This window comes from Undibacterium sp. Rencai35W, from assembly GCF_049340185.1.
Lineage (GTDB): Bacteria > Pseudomonadota > Gammaproteobacteria > Burkholderiales > Burkholderiaceae_D > Undibacterium.
This window is the reverse complement of the sequence record NZ_JBMPPC010000004.1, coordinates 21247-39432: the sequence shown is the minus strand read 5'-3', so window position 1 is coordinate 39432 and position 18186 is coordinate 21247. Positions and strand designations below refer to the sequence as shown.

Genomic DNA, 18186 nt, shown 5'->3' with positions numbered 1-18186 from the left:
ATTAGTTCTCGCCTGATTTTTGAATTTGGTCGCCAAATGTGATCGTTGCATTGATGAGCGCATCGATTTCAACGACGGTGGTTCTGTGATTGACGATCGCCGCACGAATCGATAGTTGCTGGTGGATGAGAGTGGTCGATGGCGCGGCAATACCTGATTCTTGCAATTTCACGGCAATGTTGGCATTGAGTGCATCAATCACGTGGTCGTCACTCTGATCTGCGGGGAGATATCGGAAACAAACGATATTGAGAGCCACGGGCGCTAATAATTCTAATTGAGGCGTCGCTTCGATTTTGGTTTTGAGATACTGAGCGAGTTCGCAGGTATGAGCGATCATCTCTCCAAGACGGTCGGTGCCATAGACTTGTAGAGTAAACCAGGTCTTAAGCGCACGAAAGCCCCGTGATAAGTCAGGGCCAAAGTCACAGGGCCATGGAGAGCCTCCCGCTAAACCCTTGCTCTCGCGTCGTAAATAGCTCGCCGGCGTTGTAAACGTCGCCGCATGCGCAGCGCTGTCTTTCATCAGGATAAAGCCTGCGTCATAAGGAACCTGCAACCACTTGTGGAAATCAAAGGCAATCGAGTCGGCGCGTTCTATGCCGGCCAGGCGACGCGCAATTGTGGGAGACAGCTTACCCAGTGCACCGTAGGCACCGTCGATATGGAACCACAACCTCTCAGATTGCGCGACGTCCGCAATGGCATTCAAGTCGTCAATCGCACCCACATCGACCGAGCCCGCTGTACCGACGACTAAGAACGGTGTGTAGCCAGACGCTATGTCGCCTTGTATTGCGATCTTTAACGCGGTTACATCCATTTCAAAGCGGCTGTTCATCGGGATGCGTCGCAGTGCATTTCTTCCCAAGCCTGCCAGATCCATTGCTTGTGCAACGCATCCGTGTGCGCCGCTTGAGGTATAGGCGACTAGTTTTTGTGGAAAGGCGCTCAAACCCTGCTGCCTCACCTCAACTCCGAGGGTCACCGCACGCGCGACCAGTACGGCGATGAAGTTGGCCATGGACGTTCCGGTAACAAACAAACCGCTAGCGGTCTCAGGGAAGTCGAAAAGGTTGCTGACCCAGCGTGTCACCTGGCGCTCGACCTCAATCGGAATCTGATCGCGGCCGCCCAGATTAGAATTGAGTCCGGCGGCAAGCATCTCTGCCAGGGTCCCGACGGGATTGCCGCCACCATGCACCCATCCCATAAAACCTGGATGGCTGTTGCCGACTGTATAGGGCAATACATTGTCCATGAACTGTTGGTGTACATCGGACAATTCACTCCCTGCACCAGGTAGCTTGGTCTGAAACTGCGCCCTTACTTCCTCAGGTATCACCTGCCATACCGGGCGCTCGCGGATGTGTTCAGCATAATCCAGAATATCATCCAGCATGCGATGACCCTGTGCACGTAAGGCTTCCCAGTTATCGGGGTCTAGCGAGGTCTTTTTTACCGTCATTCAATATCCCAACTCCTGAAAAATATCTGTGCATGATCCAAACAGCATGCGTATTTCTTGCTTATATTTACTCATAGTATGAGTGATAGCAAGCGAATGCAAATGCGGAATAAGCTGTAGTTTGTCGCTTTATATTAAGCGATCAGTGCGGTGAAGACAAAGGTGAGTGCCGTTGGCCATCCCGATTTGGTTCGATGTGATTCCAGAATGTCTCAGATAACTGATCTCTGCACAGCCAGCTTGATGTGCCCGCATTCATAGGCATGGCTCTGATTATTGCGCAGGGATAATTAGGATGAATGTGTTCTCGAACGCTAGTCATTGATGTTGCGTTCATCGACTGACGTGATTGCCAAATAAAACTTGGTACATTTTCAGTAAAGAGTTACTTCCTAATTGGCAAAATAGATGTGCAGAGCGGAAGGATTGGTGACGATAACGCAGGGTAGAGCATTACATCGTGATTAATTAAAAAAGCGAAGTGCCGCAAAAATCTTAATTAAGAAAGAGTGCTTAAGAAGGAGTGCGGCAGTAGCGACGTAACATCGTTTCATCGCTGCGATTGACGCAACTATGTTGAACGTAATAGAGCCGGGTACCGCGATAACAGCATTATTTTTAATCGGACGACAGATTGTTTCTGATTAAAAATCGCGGGTACGAATCCAGACGATTAAGAAGATTTATCGTCAATTATTTTATTCAGGAGTTCGGGTGGGATTGGTTGTCCGTTTTGACTTAAAAGTCGCACCGTTTCATGCAGCATATTCAGTCGTGTAATTTTCAGGATAACCCAGGCAATAATGCTGACAATCGGAATCAGCAGAGCCGTTATCGGAATGAGGATTGGTGACAGGTCAGTGAGTGGATTCATTTATTTCTCCCCTTAAATTAATTACTGTATTGTAAATTAATAAAATCGTAATTTGCTATCAAATTTTTAATTACATTTCGATTGTGGCCTGTTGATGAATAGCCGCCCATAACCGGTGCAGAGTCGTTTTTGACTCTTGAATGATTGGTTGATGACGCTTGAATCCACCTATCACAGCAACCACTCAAACCAACTAATACCCAGAAAAAAGTTCGACCACGCTCTGTGGCGCATCCGCGCCAAAAAAGCGCTGATGGTTCCGAAACGTTTGATCTGCCGCTGCCTCGCTGCGAGTGAACAAAGCCCGCTCGTACTCTCTTAACGCGGCCTCGATATTGTCAGGATAGGTACAGAGAGCTTTTCCCAGTTCTGCGCCGTCATAGATGGCAAGGTTGGCACCTTCACCGGCAAATGGCGACATCAAATGCGCTGCATCCCCCAACAATGTGACGCCAGGTACCCGTTCCCATTGATGCTTGACCGGAAGCGCATATATCGGCCTGATCACTGGCTCGGACTCGCTATCGGTAATCAGCGCTGTCAAATGAGGCGCCCAATCGTCAAATTCGCTCGCGATACGTTGTAGCCCCGTTACCGGTTTGCTGAAATCAATCGTGCTGATCCACGCCTCTGGCCGGTTCAACGCAATATACGCGTGCAAAGTCCCGTTCGCGTACCGGTGTGCCAGAATGCCTTTTCCCGGCTCCACCGCCATCAGCGTGCCCGTGCCAATCGCCTCCGCGCTCGCTTTATGCCGAGTGTCACCATCGAAAAGACGGGTTTCTATAAACGTGGTGCCGACATACTCCGGCTTTGCCGCAGAAAGAAGAGGACGCACTCTTGACCACGCACCGTCAGCACCCACCAGCAGATCACAGATAGCCGAGGAGCCGTCGGCGAACAGCAACTGATGTTGTCCGTCACCCAAACGTATCGTTCTTGCGAGCTTGCGACCCCACTGAATGGCGTCCAATGGTAATGACCCGATGAGAAGCTGGCGAAGCTCGCCCCTGTCCACCTCGGGCTTCGCAGAGCTGCCCAGACCCGGTTGATCGAGCAAAATATTCCCATACTTGTCGACTACCCGTTTAGCATCTTCACTCGGAAGTATCAGAGTAAGGAACTTCTCGTAAAGACCTGCGGCCTTTAGCCCGAGCTGGCCGTTGTAGTCGTGAATATCCAGCAATCCGCCCTGCGCACGTGCATGCGGCGATGCATCGGTTTCATAGATGGTCGCTCGGATGCCATTGACGTATAAGACACGGGCGAGTAGTAAGCCGCCCAGACCGGCACCGACGATGATGATGTGAGAATGGATTAATGACTTCGACAAGCTGAGAGGTTGGTTCATGGCGCGTTCCAGTAAGTACGGGCAAGTCGGGCAAAAGCACGACAGCTCGCAATAAAATCCGACTAATGCCGGGGGAAACGCTGGCCGACCTCACACGAGTGCTGGTTGACGTATATGTGGTCGCCTGCTCGAGTGGCTCAAGAGCCAAATGCACAGAGACCGTTTTTCGCGGTGTTCGGTTGAGGAGTATTACACAAGACGGTGTTTTGGTGAAACCGGAATTATTGTTGCTTCGGCGTTGTCTTTTTGCTATTTATGCCCGTGAATTGAGTATCATGTATTAGCTGGACTAAGTCGTCTAGCAACACATGCTCATGGGTGCTAGTCCAGACATTTAGTAATTCAGAGAGCGATTCAAGTTTCCAAGCATCTGTCACGTTATTCATTTTGACGCAAATATTGGCCTTAGAAAGTTCACCGAAATCTTGCCTTAGTTCTGATAAAAAGAATTCCAAAGGATCTACGTTACAAGTAGGCCAATCATTGATGGCAGCGGCCAATGCTGAGCTGATTCTGCGCACGCCAAGAGACACGGAGATGTCAGCGGCTAGCTCTTCTAACTTTTTTAAGTTAATCAAATTTTGTAATCGGCACTATTGGTTATAAGTGTCAGCTTCTGGTTTATTGCAGTCCATAGCTCTTTTGGCGGTCGCCCTAGATTGCGCATTCACAGCAATACTGTTTTTTTTACTGAATCTGTGCGAATGCTTAATAAATTCAATTTTTAGTAACGGGAGTCTTATTTTTTAAAAAAGTCGATATGTCCTTGTTTTTTCAGTGCATCCACGTCTCAAATACATAAAGAAAAAAATCATCGTTTTCCTCGTCAATTGAATCATAAGTTAAGTCAATATTTGCAGAGAATATTCCGTTGAAGAAGTATTTGAAGTTAAACATGAGCTGACCAGCGTTATAAGTCTTAAATTGCCTCAAGAAACCTCTCTTGACGCTAAAATCGTTGTTTTTACAAAGACGCCATTGTTTAGCCCCATGTTGAAAATAAGAGACTCATGACCCTTCATGATTGCAAATCATTTTCCACTCTGTTTCTACAAAAATCCCCAAGTAGCATCTACGCGCGATACCTGTAATTTTGGACCAACAGCGCCCGTCGATACATCGAATTCCATGACCCCGCCGGAGTAATGATAATGTACGAGTAACATTAGTTAAAACCTAGGACTGTAGACAAGTTCAACCGAAAAGCAAAGGACAGAAATAATGAGCGCGAGAGACAGGTCATATTCGAAAGCCACTGCTTTCTATGAGATGTAGTCCATCCAACATAGCTTTAAATTCAATTATCAAGTTGTTCTTCAATTTGCTTTACATCCGCCAATATTTTCCTCTAAAGTTGGCTAGACGCCTGTTTGCTTACATACTAGGCAGAACTGTCAGAGTTTATCTCCTAATTCATCAGCCACAATAAGCTATCTTCTAGAGTATATCCCGCCGAGCAGCCGAGGCATGCAGTTAGGTGGCTGAGCCACCGTACTTCAATTTTTTGAAAAGTATGGTCATCTTGCTAGCTGTATCTATGTCTTTGAAGGCTGGATCCTTCAGTACTCGAATTACAGATTGCCGGGCAAGGTTTTGAATCGATACAAGGTCGCTCGCCTTGATGTCGCTTTTGCCGGCGTGAGCAATTCCTGACCGAATGCCATAGAGCCTCTTCAATTCTTTTTCCAGCAATATTTTTGAGTGGACATCGCTGCCTAGCAGCAGCGCCACGCTTTCTGAAATTTGAGCGGCTATTCCTTTCGTTAGAAACTCGCTTTTATGCTCGTTGAAGAGGATTTCGAGTGCAATCGCTGCTTTGATGAAGGCGCTGGACGCAACCTGTTCGCCATAGGACTCGCCAATCCAGTCAATAGCAAGTAAAACCCGTTGGTTCATTTCGGATGGTGAAGCAATGGCGAACATACCCCAAATTGCATTAAATCCGATTTGTGGATTGACCAGGTAGTTGATATCTATAGCCAAAGGCATGCGTGCGCCCTTGTGTTGCGTAGACGAAGCGGCCAATTCATCTGTGAATATAAAGGCCTGGTTTCGAGTGAAACCGCTATGGTTAAGGATTCCCACGTCCACAGAGCTCTTGGGCCGTCCGATCATGAATCGAATGGCGCGTTCGAATCGCTCGAACAGGACGTCACCAATTTCTAAGGCCTTCGCAACTTCTCGCGCGCTTACTTTGACTCCGATGAGGTAAGTAGTGGGATTTTCGGTTAGAAATTTAGTGAACCTTCCGTTCAACTCAGTCTCAAGGTGTGCAGCGTGACTCGCGGTATTGTAAATCGTGAAAGGCCCCAAGACCACGGGTTCATTTGCTCGTGTCACTGTTACACCAGCAATTGGTCGAAAAACGTCATGCACCACCACTGGCCGAGAACTAATCCCTTTCAAAAAGGCTGTTACAGCAGAAGTCTCAGTTTCAGTCTTATCTAATACGTATGGCGCAATGAAAGAAGCCACCTCTTTTTCAAAGGACTCCAACGTGTACGTTTGCGGAATACTTTTTTCCTCTGCAAACAGCCCTTCAAGTGCTTCTTTATACTCCGTCGCTGTACTGTACGGTATAGAGATACCACATCCAAAACCGCGGTAAGTTTCGTCCTCGTGTTCGAATGTACCACCTGGAATGGCGCAGGAGATAAGTTTATTAGCGAGTTGCGTTCTCGAAGGTTTCTTGCTCATGAAGGTTTCTTGGAAAGAAAATCGATTCTAATCTTATTGTGGTGATTCTTACACGCGACTGGAGTTCACGCCCAATCAACTTTATTAGCCCTAAATCGTAGGCTGGACCACAAAATCCAACATTTCAACCATAGTGAGTCGGCAAAATGAGTGATCCGAATTACTTATATCAAGATTCGGTCGTGAATAATCAATTTAAACAAGCACCGCCACCGCGCACTATCCACACGCCTTGCAGGCCAGAGTAGTTGTAAACCCGTATGGATAATGCGTGAGCTGGACGAATTCTTTTAATGTTCTTGATTGTTAAAGTCGTAAATTGTAGCTATATGGTCATGTATTTCCCAACGGTTCGGTCTCAGTTATATAACTGGATATCAGCTTACGTCTTCTTCGTTTTCATGGTTATCTTCTTCGAAGATAAACGTAAAGGTATTATTTGGCCCGATCACCTTCGCTTTTAGGTAAGTTAGAAATGCTAAAAGCGCGCCAAGTGCAGCCATCCCTAATCCTATTGTTAAAGCGAAGCACGCAACAAACAAAAAAGTCTCAGCTTGGACTATAGCCGGGAAAATCCAAGTCACAATAAAGAGCAGTAATGCGACAAAAATAATTTGAACAAACCAACCCAGAGCAAATAACGTTTTACGTCGGTAATATGAACTTTTTAATTCACCTTCCTGAGGAAACGGACCATTCCAGGAAAATGCCATCTTCGCAGCAACTGAGGTGGGTGCTTTCTTGAGAGCCCAAACCATTAACCCTACGATAAGCCAGAAAATAATTATTTTTACTTCGCTCCGCACTTGGCCTCCAAATTCCTGCGGTATATAAGATGTCCCACCATATTTAAAAAATCTAACTGGAGCAAATAAATTTGCTCGGAAACGGACTTGCTAACTACTTTATTTTACAGACACCGTGAAAATGTTTAAAGTTGATTGGTAATGCACGAATCAATGCTCCTGTTTTCTTCCATGTAAATGAGGTGGGTCGGGATATCGATATGTCACAGAAGCGGTGTACGGTGACCTTCAACAATTTTTCCACATGACATCAGAAAATCAATTGAGGCTGGCGCGACTTATGCTGACTAGGCCGACAGCGAGCTGTAGTTGGGACGACATTCTTAACCATGAAGACGACCTGATCTGGCATACGCAGTGCAGACAACCATATGTTGAGGAACTCCGCTGCTGCGTCGACTCCATAGGCCTGACGTTAGCCTTCCTGGCATTACCGGCGGCCGGATGGCAGCAGCTTGAGCGCGAGTTCGGTACGGCGGCGGTAGCATTTCGCTTCATGGCGCTGCCGGCCGATTTCGATGCCTTCCTCAAATGGTCTCTTACGGCGCATCAGGTCCGTTTGTATGCCGATGGCCCCGTACTGCCGCCAACGCCACCGAGCGATCCATTTGAGCCTGTGTTGCAGTTCATTGAGGCTGCTGTGAGCAAGGCGGCGGCGACTGTGGAAGGCAAAGTCCGGGTGCGTCCGCTGGTGAGCAAGGACGCGTCGCTTGAACTGCTGGTCATTACCAGCACCATCGACACGCGCGACCGCCTGCATCAGTTGTCGGCGTTCCGCAAGGCGTTAGAACACATACGCGATCGGCTGTTGAGGGACAAAATTAAGTTGCGCAGTGTGTCGATCGAGGCGCAGGAAGTCATCGACCGGGTTGATCATTTGATTACAGCGGAGGACATTCTCAGGAAAGGGGAGGCGCCACAGTTGCGCTTCGATCAGGGATCGTGGGGCGTGATTCGCCAACTGTGGCCGTTTGGAAAGCGCTGAGTTCATGCATCGGAACCCGCACTCGTGCCCTTCTGCATTGAACAGTGAAATCGCCGCGAGCTTGATCGGGCAGAACCTGCCATCGCCCGACCAACTTTATTTGCTCTGATCAAAAATCTTAAACCGGGGCTATTCCACCGTCACAGATTTTGCTAGATTACGAGGTTTATCAACATCCGTACCCCTTGCCAACGCCGTGTGATACGCCAGCAATTGCAATGGCACCGTATGCAAGATCGGTGACAGCATGCCGTAGTGTTCTGGCAGGCGGATTACGTGTACGCCTTCGCTTGGTGTGATGCGGGAGTCGGCGTCGGCGAAGACGTAGAGTTCGCCGCCGCGGGCGCGGACTTCTTGCATGTTCGATTTAAGTTTTTCGATCAGTGCGTCTTTTGGGGCGACGGTGACGACCGGCATTTCTTTAGTGACGAGCGCGAGCGGGCCGTGTTTGAGCTCGCCTGCGGGGTAGGCTTCGGCGTGGATGTAGGAGATTTCTTTGAGCTTGAGCGCGCCTTCTAATGCGATCGGGTAATGCAGGCCGCGACCCAGAAAGAGGGCGTTTTCTTTGCGGGCGAATTCGTCTGCCCAGGCGATGATTTGCGGCTCTAGTGCGAGCACTGCGGCGATGGCTACGGGCAGGTGGCGCAGTGCTTTGATGTGTTCGGCTTCTTGCTCGTCACTGAGGCGACCTTTACTTTGAGCCAGTGTCAGCGCGAGTAAAAATAGTGCGGCCAGTTGTGTCGTAAATGCTTTGGTGGAAGCGACACCGACTTCGACGCCAGCGCGTGTGATGTAGGCGAGCGCGCATTCGCGCACCATGGCGCTGGTGCTGACGTTGCAGATGGTGAGGCTGTGCGGCATGCCTAGTTCGCGTGCGTGTTTGAGTGCGGCGAGGGTGTCGGCCGTCTCGCCGCTTTGTGAAATAGTGACGACCAGGCTGTTGGGATTGGGCACGCTGTCTCGGTAGCGATATTCGCTGGCGATCTCGACATTGACCGGGATTTTGGCGATCGATTCTATCCAGTATTTAGCGGTCATGCCGGCGTAGTAGCTGGTGCCGCAGGCGAGGATCAGGACGTTATCGATTTGTTTGAAAACGCCAAAGGCTTTGTCGCCAAACAGTTCTGGCATGATGCCGGTCACGCCTTCGAGCGTGTCGCCGAGTGCGCGTGGTTGCTCGAAAATTTCTTTTTGCATGTAGTGGCGATACGGGCCGAGTTCGGCTGCGCCAGTATGGGCATGGACGGTGCGTACTTCGCGTTGCACTTGCTTGCCTGCTGCATCGATGATCCAGACGCGTTGCAATTGCAGATCGACGACATCGCCTTCTTCCAGATAAATAATCTGGTCGGTGGTACCTGCCAATGCCATGGCATCGGACGCTAGGAAATTCTCGCCCTGGCCGACGCCGACAATCAGTGGTGAGCCCTGACGTGCACCGACGACGCGATGTGGTTCGTCACGGCAAAATACGGCAATCGCAAAAGCGCCGGTCAGACGTTTGACGGCAATCTGGACTGTCTCAAACAAATCGCCGCTATATAAATGATCGACCAGATGCGCGATGACTTCGGTATCGGTCTGGCTCTCAAAGACATAGCCGACAGCAGTCAGCTCGGCGCGCAATTCTTCGTGGTTTTCGATAATGCCGTTGTGGACCAGTGCAATGCGCGCATTGTCGCCATCGCGTGAAAAATGCGGATGCGCATTGGCCGATGAAGGCGCACCGTGCGTTGCCCAGCGGGTGTGCGCAATACCAGTAAAGCCTGCCAGACCAGTTTGTTCGACTTGTGCCTGCAATTCGGCGACGCGAGAGGTGCTGCGTGAGCGTTGCAGATGACCGTCGACATGCAGCGCCACGCCGCAAGAGTCATAGCCGCGGTATTCGAGGCGCTTTAAGCCTTCTAGCAAGATAGGAGTGATATTGCGTTGCGCTACTGCGCCGACGATGCCGCACATAATGACCTCTGATTAAAAATGTTGATCGAGACGAAGAGTCGAAATTTGCTGATGATCTGAAGATAATTGCAAAATTACTAATCTTCTGAATTTTTATCATCGTAAGGTATATCGTATGAAATTAACTGTCAAAATTATGAATAATTTGAATTAAAATGAATATGCAATATCGATATGAAATTTTATTTCAATAAATACCTATTTGTGGTGAATTATGTCGGATCAAAACACGCCTACGCTCTTGGATGAGCTGGATAAACGCATACTTCAACAGTTGCAGTCGGATGCCTCACTGAGTAATCAGGCCTTGGCAGAGCGGGTGCATGCTTCGGCACCGACTTGTCTGCGCAGGGTTAAGCGCATGATTGACGAGGGTGTCATTGCCCGCCAGGTCGCGATTTTATCGCCAGAAAAAATCGGACTCGGACTGACCGCGATTGTAGAAATCACCCTGGACAATCAGGCTAGCGAGCAGTTGGTCGCGTTTGAAAAATGGGTGGTGCAAGAACCAGCGGTGCAGCAATGTTATCGGGTGTCACCGGGACCCGATTTTGTGCTGATGATACAGGTGGCGGATATGGCGGCCTATCATGTGCTCGCGCATCGCTTGTTTGCAGGGCAGGCGAATGTGCGAAACGTGCGGAGTTTTTTTTCTATTCTGCGCAGCAAATTTGAGACGCGGCTGGCTGTATAAGTTTGACGCTTGTGATGCTAGCCGGATGTCAGCGCGGACGTGCGCTTTCTTTCAAGACGGCGGGTGAATAGTAAAGCTGAAAGGCTTTCCAGATCGCGCCGGATTTTGCCGTGCGTTCTAACAGATCCTTGAGTGTTGCCGTGTCCTCGGCGCTGAGCGAGGATTTAGAGATATAGATGCCGCTTTGACCCCAGGGTAATTCGGTAATTGGTTCGATACGCAGCTTGTCCAGCATGTCCGCGATTTTTTTATTTTCTTTAATGGTTCCGGCCAATATTGTGGGTGTCATTATCGTGACATCGGCGACACCTGCTTTTAAAACACGCGCAATCGATAAAGGATCCGCCTCCATGGTTAGGCGACCTTGTTTGCTTAATTTCTTGATCAGATCCTGATATACCGGACCATAGTCATAGCCACGGACGACTGCGACTTTAATATCATGGCGTTCCAGCAGCTCTTGTATGCTCTTCACGGCGGGACGTGTAGACGCGATAGAAATCATCGTGGCGCGGGTCGCTATCGTGGGAACAAAAATGCCGATCTCGTCACGCCTCGGAGTGCGGCTGGCTGGCATCAGCAGATCGGCGCTGCCGCTTTCAAACATTTTTTCGAGTCGCGCTCTTGGTACCGACATAAATGCGAATTCGCATTCGTCCTTCAGTTCTCGCAACATGTCCGGATAAATGCCTCCGACAACATTACCCTCAACGGTGACGCTTTGTCCTACTGCCGCGACCGGTACCTGAATGATTCGCGAACAGGCGGCCGAGGCAGGGCGATGAGCAACCACGCCAGCAATCAAGGCAATAGCTAGAAAAACCCTCAGGTGTAAACGACGACGCATCGGACACGGCCTTGCTGGTTGAACTGGATAAAGTCGGTGGAATACCATTGAAAAATCAGTGAAAATTCGCTGGAATAACTTAACAATACCTGAAAATTTACCGTATGGACCATGAATTTTGTTGCTCGTGACCCGTCGTAAATTGCTACAAAGCATGAACGCCGTGTCACATCGTCAATCTATTCAGGTTTTACGCAAATACCAAGACCACTCACCACAGAAGCACTGAGGCACAGAGAAAGGCAGGAGTAGCAGGAGTAAGCAGTTCCACGGCATATCGAATCAAGGGTTTTTAGAAATTATGAACATTGAACCCGCAAGCTGGATGCGGCTTTCAAAGGGTTTTCATGCTAAGAGGCGCACCCCGCTTGCGGATTCGTTTTGGAGGAGCTTTGAAAACTCTTTCACCAATACTCCAGAGCGGCATGCTCCTGCCTTTCTCTGTGCCTCTGTGCCTCAGTGCCTCTGTGGTAAGAGGTCTTGGTATTTAGGTAAGTCTGCTATAAGTCCTTACATTATGAAGTCATACCTTTAAGAGACACCTTTAAGAGACACCTTTTACGTCATGCCGCTTTGCCGCGCCAGATCATCGGGGGATATGATCTCAATAGAGCGATAGCCCAGGCTGATCACGCCTTGCTGTACCAATAATTTTAATTCCTTGGATAAAGTTTGGCGTGTAATTCCCAGCATCATGGCCAGCGCTTCTTGCGAGACTGGTACCCGCGGCCGAGCGTTGCTAGATAGCGAGGCGTCGCCATGCGCGAGCAGCAGCAGGCGACGTGCAATCCGACCGCGGGTTGAGCGCAAGGTCGCATCCTCGACTATCCCATACAGCAGGCGTATTCGGCCCGCCAGCATCCGTGCAATCGCTTGTGAAAAAGCGGTTCTTTGCATCAGCGTCTGAAACACATTATTGGGCAATACCAGTAGTTCGGCCTCACCGAGCGCCGTCGCGTCATGGGTGCGCGGCTGGTGATCGATCAGCGAGATTTCACCAAACCAGGTACCGCTCTCCAGCACGACCAGGATCGCCTCTTTGCCATCCTCGCTCAGGGTGGACATTTTTAAGGTGCCGCTCAGCAGAGCATAAAAACCACCCGGCGCATCGCCCTGCCTGAACAGCATTTCGCCAGGGCGCAGCCGTAATAACTCGGCAGCATTGAGCATGACTTTTCTGTCTCGCAGAGGGAGAGAGCCAAACCAGGGATGCGCAGATAGGTCGCTCATCAGATCGAGATGGGATTTCATTGGCGGTGCTAACGGTAAGAAAAGCTGAATTGTAAAAAATTTGACAGTTGTTAGTGTAGCGTGGCTGTAAGGTGTAGGCACAACATGAAACCGATACGGTTCAAAAATACATCCTTATCCACGGAGTGAGACACATGGCAAATCACGCAAATTTTGTCCGCATGCAGGACAGTACCCAGCAGGACTGGCAAGTTATTGGCGCCGAGTTCATGCAGTTTTCTAAAGCGCTGCCTGAGCGCGTCATCCGGCATCTGCAAATTCTGCAAGGTGATTACGGCGGCTTTCCGATTGACCGGTATACGCATTCATTGCAAACCGCCACCCGTGCCTGGCGCGACGGGCGCGATGATGAATATGTGGTCTGCGCCTTGCTGCACGACATCGGCGATACGCTAGGATCGTTCAATCATCCGGATATCGCTGCGGCGATTCTCAAACCTTTTGTGTCTGAGGAGAATCTGTGGATGGTGCAGCATCATGGGATTTTTCAGGGGCATTACTTCTTCCATCACATCGGCATGGACAGGGATATGCGAGAGCAATTTCGCGGTCATGCGCATTTTGACCGGACCGCTGAGTTCTGCGAGCTGTATGATAATCCGGCGTTTGATGCGAATGCTGAGACGCTGCCGATCAGCGAGTTCGAACCGATGCTCGGACGTATTCTGGCGCGGCCTCGCAATACGATTTACAAAGTAGCGTTGCAAGATTAGTCTCAATAAGTCCTCTTAGTCCGCTTTAGGGGACTAAGGCAAAAACCAAGGCCCAAGACCCAAGACCTCTCACCACAGAGATACAGAGACACAGAGGAGCAGAGGCGCAGAGAAAAGCCAAAAAAATAACTAGCTGCATCGCAGTTTGATCGTCAAATGAATCCGCAAGCAGGATGCGCCTGTTGGCACGAAATGCGCCTGAAAGCCGCATCCAGAAAGCGGCTTCAATCTAGATTGCTGTAAGCAGTATGTCGTTTTGCATAAATCCTAAGCTTCAATACACCTTAAATACACCTTAAATACACATCAGGAGATACCATGCATATTCCCTCAGTAAAAGATCAGGTCAGTGCCGAAGAATGGCAAATCCGCGTTGACCTCGCGGCCTGTTATCGCCTCGTTGCCATGTACGGCTGGAGCGATCTGGTGTTCACTCATATCAGTGCGCGTATCCCCGGCCCTGAGCATCATTTTCTGATCAATCCTTATGGCTTGATGTTTGATGAAATCACCGCCTCATCACTGGTCAAAGTTGATCAGCAATGCAACAAGATCATCGATAGTCCGTTCCCAGTTAACCCTGCCGGTTTTGTGATTCACAGTGCGGTACATGAAGCGCGTGATGATGTGCAATGTGTCTTGCACACGCACACCCGCGCCGGGGTTGCCGTCAGTGCGCAAAAATGCGGTGTCCTGCCGATTTCGCAGCAATCGACCTTTGTGCTTGCCTCGCTGGCTTATCATGAGTACGAGGGCGTGGCGTTTCGGGATGAAGAAAAGCCGCGTCTGCAAGCCGACATGGGGCATGCAAATTTTCTGATGCTGCGTAATCACGGTTTGCTGGTAGCCGGTAAATCGATTGCCGACGCGTTTCTGTCGATGTACACCTTCGAAGCGACTTGCCAGATCCAGTTGGCGGCGCAGGCGGGCGGTGAATTGACGCAGGTAAATCCGCTGATCGTCAAAGGCGTGGCAGAAGCGATGCGAGTACAGACCGGTGGGCTTGGCGGTGCCTTTGTCTGGCCGTCGCTGATACGCAAACTCGACCGTGCTGATGAAAGCTACAAATTATGAGCGTACAGCGCAGGGTCATCATCATTACGGGCGCCTCTGACGGGATCGGTGCAGAAGTTGCCCGCCAGCTTGCGCGCAGCGGTGGCAGTCAGTTAGCCCTGGTGCTGGCAGCGCGTAATACCGACATGCTGGACGCCGTTGCCGCGACTTGTCAGCAATCCGGTTGCTCCACGCTGATGGTGCAAACCGATGTCGGTGTACAAGCCCAATGCATTGCTTTGATTGAAAAAACCGTCGCGCAATTTGGACGGATTGATGCGCTGATCAATAACGCAGGCAAGTCGGCGCAAGCTTTATTGGAAGATGTCACAGATCTGGGCTGGTATGAGGATTTGATGCGTATCAACCTCTGGGGCAGTGTCTGGTGTACTCATGCAGCACTGCCGCACATCAAGGCGGCACGCGGGAATATCGTGGCGGTCTCCTCACTGGCCGGACTGATGGGTGTGCCGGGGCGTACCGCGTATTGCACGACCAAGTTTGCGATGAATGGATTTTTTGAGGCGTTACGTGTCGAGGTCAAAGACGCAGGCGTGTCGGTCACGCTGGCTTATCCGGGCGTGGTCGCGACGCAAATCCGCTATCGTGGTTATAACGCCGCAGGTGTTGCCGCGGGTAGCAGCGGGCTGAAAGAAGATGACGCGATGTCGGTCGAAGAATGCGCAGGGTTGATCATCAAAGGTATGGAGCAAAGACAGCGTGATGTCGTCATGTCCGCAAAAGGCAAGCTCGGTCGCTGGCTAAAATTGTTAGCACCGGGACTGGTCGAAAAAATGACGATGGCGGCATTAAAAAAAGAAGTCCGGCCGCATTAATGTGGCTGCATGAAGGTTCTGTGCCGCACTATCTGATGCAATGTCGGCGTGTTGATAAAAAAGCCGGAGACGATAAGGTATCGCTCCGGCTTTTTTGATTAATCTCGTCGTCTATTCAGACTGACGAGATTAACGAGACTAACTAGACTAACGACAGCGCATCATCAGAAACGGTGTTGAATACCCACAGTCGCTGCATTTTGGGATGAACCAAAACCTGCGTCATCACGGGATACGCCGACCAGTTTATTGTTAGACGCTTTGGAATAAGCGCCGGCAATGTACAAGTCTGTGCGCTTGGATAAGGCATAGCGCGCACGTAACACGGCCATACGCGGATCAGCATCGGTGCCTGCTGGCAGGTTTTTGATGTCCTGATAGTAGTACACGCCTGTCAGTATCCATTCTGGTGTCAGTTGGTAGTTCACGCCAGCCCAGAACAAATCGCTGCGCAGGTCAGTGGCGCCGGATGCCAGTGTCTTTTTGTAGTTGCGATACGCGAGGAACAATTTTGCTGCGTCGATCTGATATGAGCCTGCCAGATGGATCGTCTTCGCTTTATCGATATTGCCGTTCGCTGTCGGCGCGCCGTTGACCTGGTCGTATACCGCGACGGCGGCTAACGGACCGCTCGCCATGCTGGCGGCCAGAGAATACTTGGCGCTGGCCGTCGTATCGCCAGCAACTTCGCCCAGACCATAAGTCGCACCGACTTTAAAACCGTCGCCATCAAACTGGTATTTGACCATGTTGGATGTGCCGGTCAGCATGCCGTCTTTACGTGCACCGGTCGCACCGGCTGAGGTTGCCCATGAATATTGCGGCGCATAGCCCATCGGGTCAAACGGCAAAATAAAATCATACGTCGTGCTGTAAGAGCGACCGGCGACAACGCGACCGAAATCACCCTGCAAGCCGACATTGGCCTGACGACCGAAGATGTCGCCATCCGCTGCGCCGGTATCCAGAATGATGCCGCTTTCTAATTGCCAGACCGTTTTTAGTCCACCGCCCAGATCTTCTGTGCCGCGAAAGCCCAGACGCGATGTGTTCATACCGCCGCTGTTGACTTTGAATACACTGCTTTTCGTTGCATCGGCGTTATTTGAGTAACCGATATTGGCATCGATCAAGCCATAAATGGTGACGTTGCTTTGCGCAGACGCTGCGCTTGCCGCGAGTGCCAGCATGGCAATACTGACGGCTTGGAAAATGGCCTTACGTTTCATATGAGGAGTCTCCTGATAATTATGAGTGACAAATCGGTGAATGACGCCGAACTTGCTGAAGTGTTATGACTGCTATGACTACGATCACTACGATGTCTAACGAGGTGACTGGTCGCTGATGCCTGATTCCACGCTGGGTAAGCGGGGCGTCTGACGCCGGTGTTCAGCAAGGATAGTGTCGTTATAGGTTCTGATGTGCGACAGTCAAGGCAAATGGTAGCGATCACAAGCTTTCAGTTTGCTTTCGACTGCTTTTAGTGATCTGGCTGGCGGGTGTGGAAACAACAGATGGGCTAAACAGATGGGATGCTGCGTTGTGGCAATAATCTGGCTGGGAATCAGAGTCGGTACCGTCACATTGTGCAGGCGTGATGATGTGTGGCGTGTCGTGGTAGGGGAGGTATCAGGCAATGCAGCGGCGCACTTCACCGCCGCATTTCACCACACATAACCATACTGCCAAGGGCGCCGTATGCGCAGATTCTGATTACTTGTCCGTCTCCGGTTTCCACTCTGCCGCCAGTTGCTTGGCTTCGGCGATTTGCTCTTTGCTCATTTTACGCTCGGCATACTGGCGATAAAACACGGCGTCATTGTAGCTACCTGCCAGCGTGAACCATTTATAGGCGTTGACATAATCGAGTTTGACGCCATTGCCTTTGAAATACAGCAGGCCAATATTGTATTGCGCGCTGGCGTTGCCCTGATCGGCCGCTTGCTGAAAGTAGTACAAGGCCAGGCGAAAATCTTGCCGCGCACCGATGCCACTCGCATAGATCACGCCGAGACTATATTGTGCATCGGCATAGCCCGCCTCGGCAGCTTTTTTATACCATGAGATTGCCTGACTATAATTCTGTGTGACGCCCAGACCTTTGGCATACATACGCCCCAGATTCACTTGCGCCCGTACATTGTCTTGCTCTGCTGATTCCAGATACAGCGCCATCGCCTTTTTATAATCGCGCTGCGTGCCTTCGCCATTCACATACATCAGACCGAGATTGAATTGCGCATCGGCATTGCCCTTCTCGGCGGCCTTGGTAAAGGCGGCGAAGGCGGCGACGTAGTTTTCTTCTTCATAAAAAGCGACGCCGTCCTCAAAGTCGCCGGCCAGAGCCAGCGGGCTGCTGACGATGCACAGTAAGGTAAAAAAACGAAACAACGTCCGGACAACTGATCTCATGGCGGGCTCACGAAAAAAACGAAAGAATCGCGCGGTAGTGACAATCTTAATAGTAAGCGCAACGACAGCGATGATGCAAAAAACGGGCAAGACATAGCAGGTACTCTGGCACTTTATCAGACCATAATCTGCGCCCGTACGCCTGTCAATATACCTCAGAAATAAATATACTCACCTCTAGTATATTTCAACGCACCAATTAAACAATGCGGGTAAGCCTGTTTTTGATAAAAAATA

General features: G+C 50.3%; 15 protein-coding genes. 5 read left to right on the top strand and 10 right to left on the bottom strand.

Going from position 1 to position 18186, the window contains the following annotated elements:
* Position 1: 1 nt before the first annotated feature.
* The 5 genes from ACO0K3_RS09850 to ACO0K3_RS09830 form a co-directional block, all read right to left on the bottom strand.
* The gene (locus ACO0K3_RS09850; protein WP_422984123.1) at positions 2 to 1468 is read right to left on the bottom strand and encodes a pyridoxal phosphate-dependent decarboxylase family protein; all 1467 of its coding nucleotides are present in this window, start codon (positions 1466 to 1468) and stop codon (positions 2 to 4) included.
* Positions 1469 to 2141: 673 nt separating this feature from the next.
* Complete coding sequence (locus tag ACO0K3_RS09845; RefSeq protein WP_422984121.1) at positions 2142 to 2342, bottom strand: hypothetical protein; 201 nt, start codon at positions 2340 to 2342, stop codon at positions 2142 to 2144.
* A gap of 193 nt (positions 2343 to 2535) precedes the next feature.
* Positions 2536 to 3693 (bottom strand): FAD-dependent oxidoreductase, encoded by a 1158-nt coding sequence (locus tag ACO0K3_RS09840; RefSeq protein ID WP_422984119.1) that lies wholly within the window; start codon positions 3691 to 3693, stop codon positions 2536 to 2538.
* Between the two features lie 1473 nt (positions 3694 to 5166).
* Complete coding sequence (locus tag ACO0K3_RS09835) at positions 5167 to 6390, bottom strand: hypothetical protein (protein ID WP_422984117.1); 1224 nt, start codon at positions 6388 to 6390, stop codon at positions 5167 to 5169.
* A 377-nt stretch (positions 6391 to 6767) separates the two neighbouring features.
* On the bottom strand, positions 6768 to 7196 hold the full coding sequence (locus ACO0K3_RS09830; RefSeq protein ID WP_422984115.1) for a hypothetical protein: 429 nt from the start codon (positions 7194 to 7196) through the stop codon (positions 6768 to 6770).
* Positions 7197 to 7440: 244 nt separating this feature from the next.
* On the opposite strand from ACO0K3_RS09830, the gene ACO0K3_RS09825 reads away from it, so the two are divergent.
* Positions 7441 to 8181: a hypothetical protein gene (locus tag ACO0K3_RS09825; protein ID WP_422984113.1), complete on the top strand. Its 741-nt coding sequence runs from the start codon at positions 7441 to 7443 to the stop codon at positions 8179 to 8181.
* A gap of 129 nt (positions 8182 to 8310) precedes the next feature.
* Here ACO0K3_RS09825 and glmS read toward each other — a convergent pair whose 3' ends face one another.
* On the bottom strand, positions 8311 to 10140 hold the full coding sequence (gene glmS, locus ACO0K3_RS09820; protein WP_422984111.1) for a glutamine--fructose-6-phosphate transaminase (isomerizing): 1830 nt from the start codon (positions 10138 to 10140) through the stop codon (positions 8311 to 8313).
* Positions 10141 to 10354: 214 nt separating this feature from the next.
* Between glmS and ACO0K3_RS09815 the strand changes: the two genes are divergently transcribed.
* A complete protein-coding gene (locus ACO0K3_RS09815; RefSeq protein WP_422984109.1) occupies positions 10355 to 10834 on the top strand; it encodes an Lrp/AsnC family transcriptional regulator in 480 nt (159 codons plus the stop codon).
* 28 nt (positions 10835 to 10862) lie between these two features.
* Here ACO0K3_RS09815 and ACO0K3_RS09810 read toward each other — a convergent pair whose 3' ends face one another.
* The gene (locus ACO0K3_RS09810; RefSeq protein ID WP_422984107.1) at positions 10863 to 11681 is read right to left on the bottom strand and encodes a substrate-binding periplasmic protein; all 819 of its coding nucleotides are present in this window, start codon (positions 11679 to 11681) and stop codon (positions 10863 to 10865) included.
* A gap of 558 nt (positions 11682 to 12239) precedes the next feature.
* Entirely contained in the window at positions 12240 to 12932 is a 693-nt protein-coding gene (locus ACO0K3_RS09805) for a Crp/Fnr family transcriptional regulator (RefSeq protein ID WP_422984105.1), read from the bottom strand.
* A gap of 134 nt (positions 12933 to 13066) precedes the next feature.
* On the opposite strand from ACO0K3_RS09805, the gene ACO0K3_RS09800 reads away from it, so the two are divergent.
* The 3 genes from ACO0K3_RS09800 (at position 13067) to ACO0K3_RS09790 (ending at position 15534) form a co-directional block, all read left to right on the top strand.
* Positions 13067 to 13645, top strand: a complete 579-nt coding sequence (locus tag ACO0K3_RS09800) for an HD domain-containing protein (RefSeq protein ID WP_422984103.1) — start codon at positions 13067 to 13069, stop codon at positions 13643 to 13645.
* A gap of 318 nt (positions 13646 to 13963) precedes the next feature.
* Positions 13964 to 14719, top strand: a complete 756-nt coding sequence (locus ACO0K3_RS09795) for a class II aldolase/adducin family protein (RefSeq protein ID WP_422954830.1) — start codon at positions 13964 to 13966, stop codon at positions 14717 to 14719.
* The gene (locus ACO0K3_RS09790; RefSeq protein WP_422984101.1) at positions 14716 to 15534 is read left to right on the top strand and encodes an SDR family oxidoreductase; all 819 of its coding nucleotides are present in this window, start codon (positions 14716 to 14718) and stop codon (positions 15532 to 15534) included. The genes ACO0K3_RS09795 and ACO0K3_RS09790 overlap by 4 nt, the downstream gene beginning before the upstream one ends.
* Before the next feature lie 164 nt (positions 15535 to 15698).
* On the opposite strand, the gene ACO0K3_RS09785 is transcribed toward ACO0K3_RS09790, so the two are convergent.
* Both ACO0K3_RS09785 and ACO0K3_RS09780 read right to left on the bottom strand, forming a co-directional pair.
* Complete coding sequence (locus ACO0K3_RS09785) at positions 15699 to 16763, bottom strand: porin (RefSeq protein WP_422984099.1); 1065 nt, start codon at positions 16761 to 16763, stop codon at positions 15699 to 15701.
* A gap of 487 nt (positions 16764 to 17250) precedes the next feature.
* On the bottom strand, positions 17251 to 17949 hold the full coding sequence (locus ACO0K3_RS09780) for a tetratricopeptide repeat protein (RefSeq protein ID WP_422984097.1): 699 nt from the start codon (positions 17947 to 17949) through the stop codon (positions 17251 to 17253).
* Between the last annotated feature and the right edge of the window lie 237 nt (positions 17950 to 18186).